The sequence below is a fragment of the Nocardioides cavernae genome (assembly GCF_013410035.1).
Lineage (GTDB): Bacteria > Actinomycetota > Actinomycetes > Propionibacteriales > Nocardioidaceae > Nocardioides > Nocardioides cavernae_A.
This window is the reverse complement of sequence record NZ_JACCBW010000003.1, coordinates 319,647-333,669: the sequence shown is the minus strand read 5'-3', so window position 1 is coordinate 333,669 and position 14,023 is coordinate 319,647. Positions and strand designations below refer to the sequence as shown.

Here is a 14,023-nt window from a genome sequence, read left to right as displayed (position 1 = left end):
CGGAGGTGTACAGCAGTAATGCCCAGCCGACCGGTACTAATAGGCCGAGGGCTTGTCCCAACCACGTACACAACCACACACCACCACACCACCCAAGTCACCACGATCAGTGTGTGAACCAAAGTGTGTGAACACGTGACAACACCGCGCACCACACCAACAGCACAGCTGTTCGCGTCCACTAAGCAGTTCCCAACCAACAAACCCACACACCCCCCAACATCCAGGGGGGTGGGTGTGGACAGGTTGAAAGAGTTACGGCGGCCATAGCGAAACGGGAAACACCCGGTCCCATACCGAACCCGGAAGTTAAGCCTTTCAGCGCCGATGGTACTGCAACCGAGAGGTTGTGGGAGAGTAGGACGCCGCCGGACATACATTGTGGAAGTGGGGTCACCTTCGGGTGGCCCCACTTTTGCGTGTCCGGCCTCTCGTTCGACCGGTACCGGACGTGCCTGGCCACCAACTCTCCACAGCGTCCCCGTGTTCGCCGTTCTCCACAGGGGAATCGTGCAGACGCGTCGCAATGTCCGAGCCCGCGTGGAAAGTCGTTGCAGGAGGTGCACTGTGACGAAGACACAGCACGACATGACGGACATGGCCGAGGGCGTGATCAACGAGGTACGCCTGGTCGGCCGGATCAGCGGGGAGCCGGTGCTCGTCGAGCTGCCGAGCGGTGACGCGCTCGTGACGTTCCGGATCGCGGTCCCGCGCCCGCCCGAGCGGCGTGCGGGATCCCGTACGACGGCGCGCAAGCACACGGACTCGGTGCCGTGCACCGCGTGGGCGCCGCGGCTGCGGCGCAGCATCGCGACCTGGCGTACGGGAGATCTCGTGGAGGTGACCGGCGCGATCCGGTGCCGGTTCTACCAAGCAGGGGGAACGACCAGGTCCCGGGTCGAGGTCGAGGCGACGTCCGCGAGGATCATGCGTCGCTCATCGGCCGCATGAGGACGCCCAGGCTCGGTTTGGGCTGGAACGACGTCGCCTTCTCGGGGAGCAGGCCGCCGGCCTCGACGAGCGCGCGTACCTGGTCGAAGTGCGGACTCGGCAGCAGCACCGCCGGCGCGGATGCCGAGGCCGCCTCGAGGGCGTCTTCGACGGTGTGGTGGTACGCGACGCGGGTCGGTGGCGCCGCCAGCCTGGCCAACACCCGTGCGTGGAGCCAGGAGACGGCTGCCTCGTGGTCCAGCTCGAGTGGCCCTACGGCGCGCCACTCGTCCCCGTCGGTGAGGACGACATGAGTGCTGTCGAGCGCGCCCAGCGCCTCGTGGCGCGTTTGCGGCGTCACCTGCGCGCCCGCTGTGGTCGCGGCATCGACGAGGTCCTGGAGCAGGGCTCCCGGCAGCGTGCGATGGATCGCGCCGAGGAAGAGAGGGGTGTCGTGCTGGTCGACCAGCATCGCGAGACCGGCGTCCCACGCACTGCCGGGGTGCTCCTGCTGCAGCCGGAGGTAGGCGGCGTACCGGTGGTGGCCGTCGGCCACGAGGCAGCTCGTCCGCGCGAGGAGGTCCCCGATCTCGGCGAGGACGGCCTCGTCCCGGATCGCCCAGATCCGCTGGCGCTGGCCCGTGCGGTCGAGGTAGCGCCAGTCGGGTCGTCCGGTCGCGATGCGCGAGACCAGGTCCCGCAGGGCCGCACGACCGTGGTGGACCAGGAGGATGGGAGCCGGGTTGAGGTCCATCTGCCACATGCGGTCAGCGAGCTCGCCGGCCTGCTCGGGGTGGATCGCCTCGTGGGGCCAGACGGCACGTTCACCGAGGGAGTCGGCCCGCCGGGACACACGGAGGGCGCCCACCAGTCCACGGACGGTCAACCCACCGGCGGTGTACTCGTGGAGGTAGACCGCGGGAGCCGTGTCGGAGACCGCAAGTCCACGCTCGATCCACTGCGTCAGCCGGGCCGCGACGTCGCGGTAGGGTCGCGCGAGAGCTCGTGCGGACGCGGGATCGCCCACGCGGTCCGGAGCCAGCATCACGGCCTTGAACGGCAGGAGCTCGACGGGCCGTGCCACATGCGGGGGCACGACAACGGCGGGGTCCATCGGAGCATCGTAGGGGGACGTTCGTCCCGATCCGGAGAGGGGTGGAGCATGCTCGAGGAGTCGAGGTCTCCGATCCTGGAGGCGCACGACCTGGTCATGTTCGACCTGGACGGTGTGGTCTACGTCGGCAGCGACGCCGTCGACGGCGTGGCCGCCCGGATCGATCGGATCCGCGAGACCGGCCGCCACGTCGCCTTCGTGACCAACAACGCGTCGCGGACGCCGGCCCAGGTGGCGGAGAAGCTCGTCGGTGTGGGCGTGAGCGCGGAGCCGGGGGACGTCGTGACCTCGGCGCAGGCGGCCGCCCGGCTCCTGGCCGAGGAGCACGGCTCGGGGGCGAAGATCCTCGTGCTCGGGGGAGAGGGCCTGCGGGTCGCACTCGTCGAGGCCGGGCTCGAGCCGGTCGAGGACCCCGAGGGCGCCGTCGCCGTGGTGAGCGGATACGGACCGGACGTCCGGTGGCGCGACATCATGAGGGCCAGCACCTTGATCAGGGACGGTCTGCCCTACGTGGCCAGCAACGCGGACCTCACCATCCCCACGCCCTACGGTCTCGCTCCCGGTCACGGGGTGCTCGTGCGCACGATCACGTCCTTCGCCGGGGTCGAGGCGACCGTCGCCGGCAAGCCGGAGAAACCTCTGATGGACGAGACCGTCCGTCGGGTCGGGGGAGACCGACCGATCATGGTCGGCGACCGTCTCGACACCGACATCGAGGGCGCCCACGCCATCGACATACCGTCCCTGCTCGTGCTGACGGGGGTCACGTGGCTGGAGGACCTGGCGACGGCGACGCCGGAGCTGCGGCCGAGCTACATCGCGCCGACGCTCGAGGGGCTGTTCGAGCCGCATCCGGTCCCCATCACCTCGGACGAGTCCGCCGAGCTGGGCGGATGGCGGGCGACTGTCCGGGACGGGCGGCTCGAGGTGACGGGGGACGGCGACGTACGCGACTGGTGGCGCGTCGCGGCGACCGCCTGCTGGCTCCGCCTGGATGCGAGCGGGTCACCCGCGGACGTCGCCGACGCCCGCCCGCCCGGGCCGGTCCGTGTCCTCGGTGCCGAGTAGGCTCGCGGCCATGGAAGACGTCCGCGACGAGCTGCCCCGTCCGGCGGCGGTCGACTACGAGCCGACCGGCATCGAGGCGGTCGACCGCGTGCTGGCGGAGGTGACCGCGGTCGTCGACGCGCCCGTCGGCGAGCACGTCCAGGTCTTCGAGCGCGCACACGAGCAGCTGCGGCGCGCTCTCGACGCCCAGCCCGATCCCGCCGGCGACGACCGGGACGTCTGACCCCGTGCCCCCCAGACGACTTCGCCTGGACCAGGAGCTCGTCCGGCGCGGCCTGGCTCGCTCGCGCGAGCACGCCAGCGAGCTGGTGGCGGCGGGCCGCGTGAGCGTCTCCGGGGCTCCGGCCACCAAGCCCGCGACGGGCGTGACCACGGACGTGGCCATCGTGGTCAAGGACGACCCGACATCCGTGGACTACGTGTCGCGGGGTGGGCACAAGCTGGCCGGCGCGCTCGAGGTGTTCGCCGACCACGGCCTCACCGTCCGTGGCAGACGGTGCCTCGACGCCGGGGCCTCGACCGGCGGGTTCACCGACGTCCTGCTGCGGGCGGGTGCGCGTGAGGTGGTCGCCGTGGACGTCGGCTACGGCCAGCTCGCCTGGTCGCTGCAGAGCGACGACCGGGTGCAGGTCCACGACCGGACCAACATCCGCGAGCTGGACCTCGACGTCGTCGGCGAACCCGTCGACCTCGTCGTCGGTGACCTCTCCTTCATCTCGCTGGCGCTCGTGCTCGACCCCCTCCTGTCGGTGACGCGCGAGGACGGCGAGCTGGCCTTGATGGTGAAGCCGCAGTTCGAGGTGGGCAAGGACCGCGTCGGCAAGGGAGGGGTCGTGCGCGACCTCGCGTTGCGCGCCGAGGCCGTCACGACGATCGCCGACCTCGCGGCCGCGCGCGGCTGGGGTGCGGTCGCCGTGACCGTGAGCCCGCTGCCCGGGCCTTCGGGCAACGTCGAGTTCTTCCTGCTGCTGCGTCGTGGTGCCCCCGCGGTCGATGCCGACGACATCCGCGCCGAGGTCGATCGTGCGGCCTCGCTGGGGGTGGCGGGTGAGAGGGTGGACCAGTGACAGTCGAGACCTCCGCGAGCCCCCAGCGTCGGGTGCTCGTGCTCGCCCACACCGGCCGTGAGGAAGTGCGCGAGGTCGCCCGGGCCTGTGTGCAGGCACTCACCACCCACGGCGTGGGCGTGCGCCTCCTGGTCGACGAGGCCGCCGACCTCGGGCTCGAGGCAGAGGACGGGCTCGTCGAGACGACCGCACCCGACGACGTGCCCGGCGAGGACTGCGAGCTGGTGCTGGTCATCGGTGGGGACGGCTCGATCCTGCGGGCAGCCGAGCTGACCCACGAGACCAGCACGCCCCTGCTCGGCATCAACCTCGGGCACGTCGGGTTCCTGGCGGAGGCCGAGCCGGAGGACGTCGACGCGACGATCGCCTCGATCGTCGCCCGCGACTACACGGCCGAGGACCGGCTGACGTTGGACGTCCGCGTCAAGGTCGACAACGAGACCATGTTCTCCACGTTCGCGCTCAACGAGGCGAGTGTCGAGAAGGCCGCCCGCGAGCGCATGCTGGAGGTCGTGGTCGAGGTCGATGACCGTCCGCTCTCGCGCTGGGGCTGCGACGGCGTGGTCTGCGCGACCCCGACCGGGTCGACGGCGTACAACTTCAGTGCCGGCGGCCCCGTCGTGTGGCCCGAGGTCGAGGCGCTGCTGATGGTGCCGCTGAGCGCGCACGCGCTGTTCGCCCGACCGATGGTCGTCGCGCCGACCTCGGTGCTGGCGGTGGAGGTCCTCTCCAACACCGAGGGGTCCGGGGTGCTGTGGTGCGACGGTCGCCGCACCGTCGACCTTCCGCCGGGAGCCCGGATCGAGGTCCGTCGGGGTGCGCGGCCCGTACGCCTGGTCCGGCTGCACCGGGCACCGTTCACCGACCGGCTCGTCGCGAAGTTCGGCCTCCCGGTCGAGGGCTGGCGAGGCGCGGCGGAGCGTCGTCGGCGCGACGGGGGTGAGCACGATGCTTGAGGAGCTGCGGATCAGTCAGCTCGGGGTGATCGAGTCCTCCACCCTGGAGCTCGGACCCGGCCTGACCGTGATCACCGGTGAGACCGGCGCCGGCAAGACGATGGTCGTCACCGCGCTGGGGCTGCTGCTGGGCGGTCGTGCCGACTCGGGCGCCGTGCGGTCCGGTGCACGCCAGGCGCGGGTCGAGGGCGTCGTCGCCGCGGGTGACCTCGTCGGCTTCCGCACCGCGGTCGAGGAGTCCGGCGGTGAGGTCGAGGACGACCAGGTCGTGCTCGCCCGCAACGTCGCAGCGCAGGGCCGCTCGCGTGCCTGGGTCGGCGGCGCCTCGGTGCCGGTGACCACGCTCGCGGAGGTGGCAGAGCCGCTCGTCGCGGTGCACGGGCAGTCCGACCAGCACCGCCTGTTGAAGGCCGGCGCACAGCGGGCGTCGCTCGACCGGTTCGGGGGCGAGGAGCTCGCGCGGACCGCGGGGGCGTACGCCGAGCTGTGGGCCGAGCTGGCTGCGACCGAGCGGACGCTCGCGGAGGTGATCGGCTCCGCCCGCGAACGTGCGCGTGAGGCCGACCAGCTGCGCTTCGGCCTCGGGGAGGTGGAGGCCGTCGACCCGCGTCCGGGTGAGGATGCGGAGCTCGCCGCCGAGGAGACGCGGCTGGGGTTCGCCGACACTCTGCGCACCGCCGCGGAGACCGCCCGCGAGGCGCTCTCGAGCGAGGACGGGGCCACCGACGCGCTCGCGACCACCAGCGCGGCGCGCCAGGCCCTCGAGGGGGTGCGCGAGCACGACGCGACGGCGGGCGAGCTCGCCGACCGGCTTGCCGAGCTCGGCCACCTGCTGGTCGACGTGGCCGGCGACGTCGCCTCCTACGCCGCGTCACTGGAGACCGACCCGGCGCGTCTCGCCGCGGTCTCCGAGCGGAGGGCCGCGCTCACGGCGCTGACGCGTAAGTACGGCGAGACCATCGACGAGGTCCTGGCGTGGGCCGAGGACGGTGCGAAGCGGCTCCTCGACCTCGAGGACACCGACGGCCACATCGGTGAGCTCGAGGCGCGGCGCGACCGGATCCGTGGCGAGCTCGGCGACCTGGCCGCCAGGCTCACCCGTCAGCGGAGCGTCGCCGCCGAGCGCCTCGGCGCCGCGGTGAGCGACGAGCTGACGTCACTGGCGATGCCGCACGCGACGGTGACGATCGCGGTGAGCCAGCAGGAGACGCCGGCGCCCGAGGTGCCGGCCGGTCCGCAGCTCCTCGTCGACGGCCGGTGGCTCCGGGCGACGTCGCACGGCGTGGACGACGTCGAGTTCCTCCTCGCGGCCAACACCGGTGCCGACGCCCGTCCGCTCCACAAGGGCGCGTCGGGCGGCGAGCTCTCGCGCGTCATGCTCGCGCTCGAGGTGTCGCTGGCCGAGACCGGCTCGGTGCCGACGTTCGTCTTCGACGAGGTGGACGCGGGGGTCGGGGGCAAGGCCGCCATCGAGGTCGGCCGCCGGCTTGCCGCGCTGGCGCGTACGTCCCAGGTGCTCGTCGTCACCCACCTGCCCCAGGTCGCGGCGTACGCCGACCGCCACGTCGTGGTCCACAAGGCCAGCGACGGCTCGGTCACCACCTCCGGCCTGATCTCCCTCGCCGAGGCGGACCGCGAGCGGGAGCTGTCGCGGATGCTCGCCGGCGTGGAGGACTCCGACAGTGCTCGCGCGCACGCCCGGGAGCTGCTCGACGCCGCCGCGCCCGAGCGGGCGTGCCTCCCGGAGAGGCAGGGTCGCGGCTGACACCATGGCGCGGTCATGAAGTTCGCAGTCCGCTCCCGTCCAGCCCCCCACCTGCCCGGCGTGCACGGTCCCGCCCGGGTCCACCGCCGTACCGCCAGCGTCCTCGGACGGCTGCACGCCGGTGACATCGCGGTCCTCGACCACCTCGACATGGACCGCGAGACCGCGCAGGCGCTCGTCGACGCCGGGGTCGTGGGGGTCGTCAACGCCAGCCCGATGATCTCCGGGCGCTACCCCAACCTCGGCCCCGAGCTGCTCGTCGAGGCGGGCGTCGCCGTGGTCGACAGCGCGGGCTCCGAGGTGTTCGACCGGGTCCGGGACGGCGCCGCCCTGCGGATCGACGGGGGAGCGGTCCACGCGGGCGACAGCCTCGTCGCGGACGCCCGCGAGCTCACCGCCGACCTGGTGCGCTCCGAGATGGGCGATGCGCGCTCGGGCCTGGCCGCCCAGCTCGACAGCTTCACCCACAACAGCACGGAGTTCCTCCGCCGCGAGCAGGACCTGCTCCTGCACGGCCACGGCGTCCCGCGGACCGCCACCGAGATGGCCGGTCGTGCGGTCGTCGTCGCGGTCCGCTCCCACGGCTGGGAGGAGGAGCTGCGCGGCATCAAGCCGTTCGTCAAGGAGCAGCGCCCGGTCCTCGTCGGCGTGGACCGGGGTGCCGACGCACTCGCGAGCGCCGGCCACCGGCCCGACGTCGTCGTGGTGACCGGCGCGTCCGACGACCTGCCCTCCGCAGCAGTGCTGCGCAAGGCCCGCGACGTCGTCGTCCTGGTCGAGCGCGGTGCACCCCGCGGCGCGATCGACCAGCTCGAGCGGCTCGGCATCCGCCCGCTGCGCTTCGAGACCACGGCCACGACGGAGGACGCCGCGCTGCTCCTCGCGTCCGCGCGCGAGGCTTCGCTGATCGTCGGCGTGGGCATGCACGCCACCCTCGACGAGTTCCTCGACCGCCGTCGCAGCGGGCTCGCGAGCACGTTCCTGACCCGGCTCAAGGTCGGCCCGGACCTGGTCGACGCCGCCGCCGTGCCGCGCCTCTACGACGGAGCGGTGCGCCCGCGCCACCTCGTCGGTGCGCTCGCCGCCGGCGTCCTCGCCCTCGCGGCCGCCATCAGCGTCACGCCGGTCGGCCAGGAGTGGGTCGACGACGTCTCGCCGGTCGTCAGCAGCACCACGTCCGACCTGATCGACAACGTACGAGGAATCCTCCCGTGATCACCCTGCGCCACCACCTGCTCACCATCGTCGCCGTCTTCCTCGCCCTGGCGGCGGGGATCGCCCTCGGCGGCGGCCCGCTGTCAGGCGTCGGCGCGACGGTCGCCACGGCCGGCTCCGCGGAGGAGTCGGCGCCCGCCGCGGACCGGGTCCAGACCGACTACACCGAGCAGTTCGTGACCACCCTCGGTCCGCCGGTCCTCAACGCCCGGCTGCAGGACCGCTCCGTGGCGCTGGTGACGGTGCCCGGAGCGGACGAGCAGCTCGTCGGCGCGCTCGCCGCCCAGGTGGAGGCGGCAGGCGGCAGCGTCAGCGCCCGCTACGACCTCGCCGAGGACCTCGTCGACCCGGGCCAGAAGTCGCTCGTCGACACGCTCGGCAGCCAGCTGCTCACCCAGCAGGCCGCGGGGGACGTGGCCGCGGACGCGTCGACGTACGACCGGATCGGCCAGCTGCTGGGCCTCGCGATCGGCACCAAGGACCTCGAGGGCCAGGACGTGAGCGGCAAGGCACGCGCCGTCGTCGACGCCGTCACGGGTGCGGGCCTGATGGCGAAGCCCGACTCGGTCATTCAGCGCTCCCCGCTGGTGCTCCTCGTCCTGGGCGATGACGCCGACGACGAGGGCTCGGACGCCATCCTCGCCGGCCTCGCCAGCGGTCTCGCGGTCCAGGCGACCGGTGTCGTGGTCGTCGGGACGACCGACGACGGGGGACAGGGCCAGCTCGGCCGGCTGCGGGCCTCGCCGGCCGCCGCGAGCGTCGCGACGCTCGACGGCATCGACACCGTCGCCGGGCAGCTGGCGACGGTGATGACGTTGCAGCGCTCGCTCACGACTCCGGGCGGTGCTTTCGGGGCGTCGGGTGCGGACGGACCCGTTCCCCTCGGGTAGGATCGAAGCCCGTGAAGAGTCCCACGCCGACCAAGCACGTGTTCGTGACCGGAGGCGTCGCCTCCTCGCTCGGCAAGGGGCTCACCGCCTCCAGCCTGGGGAACCTGCTGAAGGCGCGCGGCCTGCGCGTCACGATGCAGAAGCTGGATCCCTACCTCAACGTGGATCCGGGCACGATGAACCCCTTCCAGCACGGCGAGGTCTTCGTGACCAACGACGGCGCGGAGACCGACCTCGACATCGGTCACTACGAGCGGTTCCTCGACACCGACCTCAACCAGATCGCCAACGTGACGACCGGGCAGGTCTACTCGACGGTCATCGCCAAGGAACGCCGCGGCGACTACCTCGGCGACACGGTGCAGGTCATCCCGCACATCACCAACGAGATCAAGGACCGCATCCTCGCGATGGGCGGCCCGGACATCGACGTGGTCATCACCGAGGTCGGCGGGACCGTCGGTGACATCGAGTCGCTGCCGTTCCTCGAGGCCGCCCGCCAGACGCGGCACGAGATCGGCCGGGACAACTGCTTCTTCATCCACGTCTCCCTCGTGCCCTACATCGGCCCGTCGGGCGAGCTGAAGACCAAGCCGACCCAGCACTCGGTCGCGGCGCTGCGCTCCATCGGCATCCAGCCCGACGCGATCGTGTGCCGGGCCGACCGCGAGCTCCCCGACGGCATCAAGCGCAAGATCGCGCTCATGTGCGACGTCGACGACGACGCGGTGGTCACCGCGGCCGACGCGCCCTCGATCTACGACATCCCCAAGGTGCTGCACCGCGAGGGGCTCGACGCCTACGTCGTGCGCCGCCTCGACCTGCCGTTCCGCGACGTCGACTGGACCGACTGGGACGACCTGCTGCGGCGCGTGCACCACCCGTCGGAGGAGGTGACCGTCGCGCTGGTCGGCAAGTACATCGACCTCCCCGACGCCTACCTCTCGGTCAGCGAGGCCCTGCGCGCGGGCGGGTTCGCCCACGAGGCGAAGGTCAACATCCGCTGGGTCGCCTCCGACACCTGCGAGACCGACGCGGGAGCAGCCAAGGCCCTCGCCGACGTCGACGCGGTCCTCGTCCCGGGCGGCTTCGGGGTGCGCGGCATCGAGGGCAAGCTCGGTGCGCTGCGCTACACCCGCACCCACGGCATCCCCACCCTCGGCCTGTGCCTGGGCCTGCAGTGCATGGTCATCGAGTACGCCCGCAACGTGGCCGGTCTCGGCAAGGCCGGTTCCACGGAGTTCGACCCCGACACCGTCGAGCCGGTGATCTCGACGATCGAGGAGCAGAAGAAGTACGTCGAGGGTGCCGGCGACCTCGGCGGCACCATGCGCCTGGGCCTGCAGCGCGCCGAGCTCGCCGCGGGCAGCGTGGTGCGCGGGGCGTACGGCTCCGAGGTGATCGAGGAGCGACACCGCCACCGCTACGAGTTCAACGACGCCTACCGCGAGACCCTGGCCGAGGCCGGTCTGGTCTTCTCCGGGATCAACCCCGAGCTCGGCCTGGTGGAGTTCGTCGAGCTGCCCGCCGACGTGCACCCCTACTACGTGGCCACCCAGGCCCACCCGGAGCTGCGCTCGCGCCCGACCCGACCTCACCCGCTCTTCGCGGGGCTGGTCGGTGCGGCTATCGAGCGGCAGCGCTCCGAGCGGTTCCCGCTGGACGAGTCCGGGCTGCGCCGCAAGGACGAGGCCACCGAGGACTGAGCGGGTCTCGATACGCCCGCTCGTGCCTCGCGGGCTACTCGACCACCGTGGAGGTCAGAGCCGGCGGGCCTGCAGTATCCGGCTGAGGACGAACGAGTTCGAGCGGAGCTGGTTGCGGGCGTACGCCATCAGGCTGGTGTCGTCCGCGGCGGCCTCGGCGGCGGCGAGGAAGGTCTCGTCGCCGGCGCCGAGGGGGAACATCGCACGGATCGTGAGGCCCTGGTTGAGCAGACCGCCCTTGAGCGTGTGCAGCTCCTCGAGGTAGCGGTGGGTGAACGGCGCGAGCAGCTCGGCCTGCCCCGGGCGCCAGAAGGTCGACCCGAGCACCAGCGTCTCGCGGCTCGCGGGCACGGCGTAGTCGACGAAGAACGCGCGCCAGACCTCCTCCTTGGTCTCGACGCTCGGGTGGGCGGCCAGCACGGCCAGTCGACGCATCCCGGCGTCGGGGTCCGGGTCGGACTCGAGCAGGCGACGCACGGCGTCCTCGTCGTAGTCGCCCAGCTCGGAGCGTCGTACGGCCATCCGCCACGCGAGGTCGAGGTCGGTCGCCTCCGCGGCGGCCGCCTCGAGGACCGACCAGTGGGCGTCGGTCGAGGCCGACGCCGCGAGCGTGCGCAGGGCGGCCTGCCGCGCGTCCGGGACCTCGACGAGCCCGACGACGGCGTCCGCGAGCGCGCTCAGCAGCGCGGGTGACTCCGCGGCCGGTGCCCAGCGGTCGGCGACCTGCAGGGCCTGGCCGAGGAACGGCTCGACGAGGGCGGGGCTGGTCTCGGTGCGCAGGGCCCGGGTCAGCGACGCCGCGACGTCGCGCGGCGCCACGTCCCCGAGCAGCAGCAGCTGGCCGGCGGTCGCGGCGACGAGGGCGCGGTCCAGCGGGTCCTCGAGCTGCTGGACCCGCTCGAGCATCGTGGTGAGCGACTCGGCGTCCGGCTTGACCGCGGCGAAGGTGAGGTCGCCGGCGTTGACGAGGCGGAGGCCACCGGCCGGGAGGTCGACCGGCGTGCGCGGGCCGGTCACCTCGTGGGACGACCGTCCGACGGGCGCCAGCGTGTCGCCCGACGCGTCGAAGACCGCGATGTCGAGGCGGTGCGGACGCGGCTCCTGCCCGTCGGTGGTCTCGACGACGAGCTCGTCGTCGATCAGGGAGACGACGTCGGTGCCGGCCTCGTCGAGCCACGCCTTCGTCCAGGCGGAGAGGTCACGCCCGGATGCGCGGGAGTAGCAGTCCATGAGGTCGTCGAGCGAGGTGTTGGCGAAGGCGTAGCGGCTGAAGTAGTCGCGCAGCCCCTCGACGAACGCGTCCTCGCCGATGAAGGCGACGAGCTGGTGCAGCACGCTCTGGCCCTTGACGTAGGTGATCGCGTCGAAGTTGGACATCGCGGCCGACACGTCGGGGACGTCGCCGCGGATCGGGTGCCGGGCCGGGCTCATGTCCATCTCGTAGGCGGTCCGCTTGGCCGCGGCGAGGAAGGTCGCCCACTGGTCGGTGAACTCGCTCGCGTGGGCCATCCCCCAGTTGGCCGCCCACGACGCGAACGCCTCGTTGAGCCAGAGGTCGTCCCACCACTGCATGGTGACGAGGTCGCCGAACCACATGTGGGCCATCTCGTGGAAGATGAACTCGGCCCGCACCCCGCGCTGGGCGTACGTCGGAGGGGTGCGGAACAGCTGGCCGTCGCCGTAGGTGACGCAGCCCCAGTTCTCCATCGCACCGCCGAGGTTGGGCACGAACACCTGGTCGTAGCGTGCCTGCGGGAACGGGAAGGCGAAGCGCTCGCCGAAGAACGCCAACCCCTGGCGGGTCAGCGTCACCAGCTCGTCGAGGTCGCGCTCGAGGACGGGGACGAGCGACTGTCGACAGTAGAACCCGAGGTCGTAGCCGTCGTGCTGGCGGCGTACCTCGTGGAACGGGCCGGCGTTGACGACGACGACGTACGTCGACAGGCGGGGGGTGTCGGGGTAGGTCCACACCTTCGCGTCGTCGGTCTCGTGGTCGACGACGGACTCCGGCGCCCCGTTGGAGGTCACCAGCCACGCGGACGGGGCGGTGACCGTGAAGCGGTGGGGGGCCTTGAGGTCGGGCTGGTCGAAGCACGCCCAGATGCGGCGGGCCTCGTCGGGCTCGAGGCTCGTCCAGACGTAGACGAGCTTGTCGGTCGGGTCGACGGTGCGCAGGACGCCCTCGCCGGTGGCGGTGTTGGTCGTGCTGGCCTCGACGACGAGCACGTTGTCGGCGGCGAGCGCGGGGAGCGGCAGGCGGCCGTCGGCGGCGGCCGAGACGTCGACCTCCTCGCCGTTGAGCGTGGCGCGCGCGACGTCCATCGCGACGTCGACGAAGGTCGTCGCGCCGGGCTCGGAGCAGGTGAAGGTGATCGTGCTGACCGACGACCACACCTCGCCCTCGAGCAGGCCGGTCATGTCGACGGCGATGTCGTAGCGCTGCACCTCGAGCAGCTTCGAGCGCGCAGCGGCTTCGGTCTTGGTCAGGCTCGACAGCGTCATGGACCGAACCTACTCACCGTGTCCATCGTCACCATCCCCGACCCGTCCCGCGCTAGCGTGCGTGGCATGTCCGTCGAATCCGGGAGCACACCCGCAGATCGTCCTGCCGAACCGCTCGCCGACCGGCCGATGTCGTGGCCGGTCGTCTCCAGCCGCGACCTCCACCGCGACGACTGGGTCGTCGCCCTGCGCGAGGACACGATCACCCGCCCGGGGCACCCGGAGCAGTTCAGCCGGGTCAGCCTCGAGCACCCCGGCGCGGTGATCGTCCTCGCGGTCGACGCCGACGAGCGGGTGGTGTGCCTGCGGCAGTACCGCCACACCAGCGGCCACGAGTTCGTGGAGCTGCCGGCCGGGCTGCGCGACGCGGGCGACGAGCCCGCGGTCGAGACCGCGAAGCGGGAGCTGCAGGAGGAGGTGGAGCTGCAGGCGTCGGACTGGCGCCTGCTGCTGAGCACCTACTCCAGCGCCGGCATCACCGACGAGGTGCACGAGATCTTCCTGGCCCGCGGCCTGTCGCCCGCGCCCCGTGGGGACTTCGAGATGCGCCACGAGGAGGCGGAGATGGAGACGCTCTGGGTGGCGATGCCCGACCTCCTCGACGCGGTGCTCGAGGGACGGGTGCGCGAGGGTCCGCTGGCGCAGGCGGTGCTGGCGTACGACGTGCTCAAGCGCCGCGGCTCGCTGGGCCCGATCCCCGACCCGAGCCCGGACCAGACCCTGGACGCCGGGTGAGGTCCTCCGGGAGTAGTCTCGCTCCCGCTGTGAGGCGGCCCACATCGTGGTGGGTCCTCTGACCCTGAGGAGCAA

12 protein-coding genes and 1 rRNA gene are annotated in these 14,023 nt (G+C 72.2%); 11 read left to right on the top strand and 2 right to left on the bottom strand.

Annotation, left to right across the window (positions count from 1 at the left end):
- The first annotated feature begins 256 nt into the window (after positions 1-256).
- Positions 257-374, top strand: a 5S ribosomal RNA gene (gene rrf, locus F4692_RS16545).
- A gap of 193 nt (positions 375-567) precedes the next feature.
- Positions 568-951, top strand: a complete 384-nt coding sequence (locus F4692_RS16540; protein ID WP_308645347.1) for a single-stranded DNA-binding protein — start codon at positions 568-570, stop codon at positions 949-951.
- Here F4692_RS16540 and F4692_RS16535 read toward each other — a convergent pair.
- A complete protein-coding gene (locus F4692_RS16535; RefSeq protein WP_179620802.1) occupies positions 926-2,044 on the bottom strand; it encodes a DUF1015 family protein in 1,119 nt (372 codons plus the stop codon). The two genes, F4692_RS16540 and F4692_RS16535, sit on opposite strands and share 26 nt — an antisense overlap.
- 48 nt (positions 2,045-2,092) lie before the next feature.
- Here F4692_RS16535 and F4692_RS16530 point away from each other — a divergent pair, with 48 nt between their 5' ends.
- From F4692_RS16530 to F4692_RS16495, 8 genes are read left to right on the top strand one after another with little or no spacing between them, the layout of a single operon-like run.
- Positions 2,093-3,112: an HAD-IIA family hydrolase gene (locus F4692_RS16530; protein ID WP_179620801.1), complete on the top strand. Its 1,020-nt coding sequence runs from the start codon at positions 2,093-2,095 to the stop codon at positions 3,110-3,112.
- A gap of 10 nt (positions 3,113-3,122) precedes the next feature.
- Complete coding sequence (locus F4692_RS16525; protein WP_179620800.1) at positions 3,123-3,335, top strand: hypothetical protein; 213 nt, start codon at positions 3,123-3,125, stop codon at positions 3,333-3,335.
- A 4-nt stretch (positions 3,336-3,339) separates the two neighbouring features.
- Positions 3,340-4,179 carry a TlyA family RNA methyltransferase gene (locus tag F4692_RS16520; protein WP_179620799.1) on the top strand — a complete coding sequence of 280 codons (840 nt, stop codon included), beginning with the start codon at positions 3,340-3,342 and terminating at the stop codon, positions 4,177-4,179.
- Positions 4,176-5,135 (top strand): NAD kinase, encoded by a 960-nt coding sequence (locus F4692_RS16515; protein ID WP_179620798.1) that lies wholly within the window; start codon positions 4,176-4,178, stop codon positions 5,133-5,135. The genes F4692_RS16520 and F4692_RS16515 overlap by 4 nt, the downstream gene beginning before the upstream one ends.
- Positions 5,128-6,900 (top strand): DNA repair protein RecN, encoded by a 1,773-nt coding sequence (gene recN / locus F4692_RS16510; protein ID WP_179620836.1) that lies wholly within the window; start codon positions 5,128-5,130, stop codon positions 6,898-6,900. The genes F4692_RS16515 and recN overlap by 8 nt, the downstream gene beginning before the upstream one ends.
- A 15-nt stretch (positions 6,901-6,915) precedes the next feature.
- Complete coding sequence (steA, locus tag F4692_RS16505) at positions 6,916-8,115, top strand: putative cytokinetic ring protein SteA (protein ID WP_179620797.1); 1,200 nt, start codon at positions 6,916-6,918, stop codon at positions 8,113-8,115.
- Positions 8,112-9,005 carry a copper transporter gene (locus F4692_RS16500; RefSeq protein ID WP_179620796.1) on the top strand — a complete coding sequence of 298 codons (894 nt, stop codon included), beginning with the start codon at positions 8,112-8,114 and terminating at the stop codon, positions 9,003-9,005. The genes steA and F4692_RS16500 overlap by 4 nt, the downstream gene beginning before the upstream one ends.
- A gap of 11 nt (positions 9,006-9,016) precedes the next feature.
- A complete protein-coding gene (locus tag F4692_RS16495) occupies positions 9,017-10,711 on the top strand; it encodes a CTP synthase (protein ID WP_179620795.1) in 1,695 nt (564 codons plus the stop codon).
- A gap of 54 nt (positions 10,712-10,765) precedes the next feature.
- On the opposite strand, the gene pepN is transcribed toward F4692_RS16495, so the two are convergent.
- Entirely contained in the window at positions 10,766-13,213 is a 2,448-nt protein-coding gene (gene pepN, locus F4692_RS16490; RefSeq protein ID WP_179620794.1) for an aminopeptidase N, read from the bottom strand.
- 66 nt (positions 13,214-13,279) lie between these two features.
- On the opposite strand from pepN, the gene F4692_RS16485 reads away from it, so the two are divergent.
- Entirely contained in the window at positions 13,280-13,948 is a 669-nt protein-coding gene (locus F4692_RS16485) for an NUDIX domain-containing protein (RefSeq protein ID WP_179620793.1), read from the top strand.
- Positions 13,949-14,023: the final 75 nt, after the last annotated feature.

Excerpts from the sequence above, each read along its gene's own strand:
- steA (WP_179620797.1), top strand. The coding sequence starts at position 6,916 with ATGAAGTTCGCAGTCCGCTCCCGTCCAGCCCCCCACCTGCCCGGCGTG.
- recN (WP_179620836.1), top strand. The coding sequence starts at position 5,128 with ATGCTTGAGGAGCTGCGGATCAGTCAGCTCGGGGTGATCGAGTCCTCC.
- pepN (WP_179620794.1), bottom strand. The coding sequence starts at position 13,213 with ATGACGCTGTCGAGCCTGACCAAGACCGAAGCCGCTGCGCGCTCGAAG.
- F4692_RS16530 (WP_179620801.1), top strand. The coding sequence starts at position 2,093 with ATGCTCGAGGAGTCGAGGTCTCCGATCCTGGAGGCGCACGACCTGGTC.
- F4692_RS16535 (WP_179620802.1), bottom strand. The coding sequence starts at position 2,044 with ATGGACCCCGCCGTTGTCGTGCCCCCGCATGTGGCACGGCCCGTCGAG.
- F4692_RS16525 (WP_179620800.1), top strand. The coding sequence starts at position 3,123 with ATGGAAGACGTCCGCGACGAGCTGCCCCGTCCGGCGGCGGTCGACTAC.
- F4692_RS16485 (WP_179620793.1), top strand. The coding sequence starts at position 13,280 with ATGTCCGTCGAATCCGGGAGCACACCCGCAGATCGTCCTGCCGAACCG.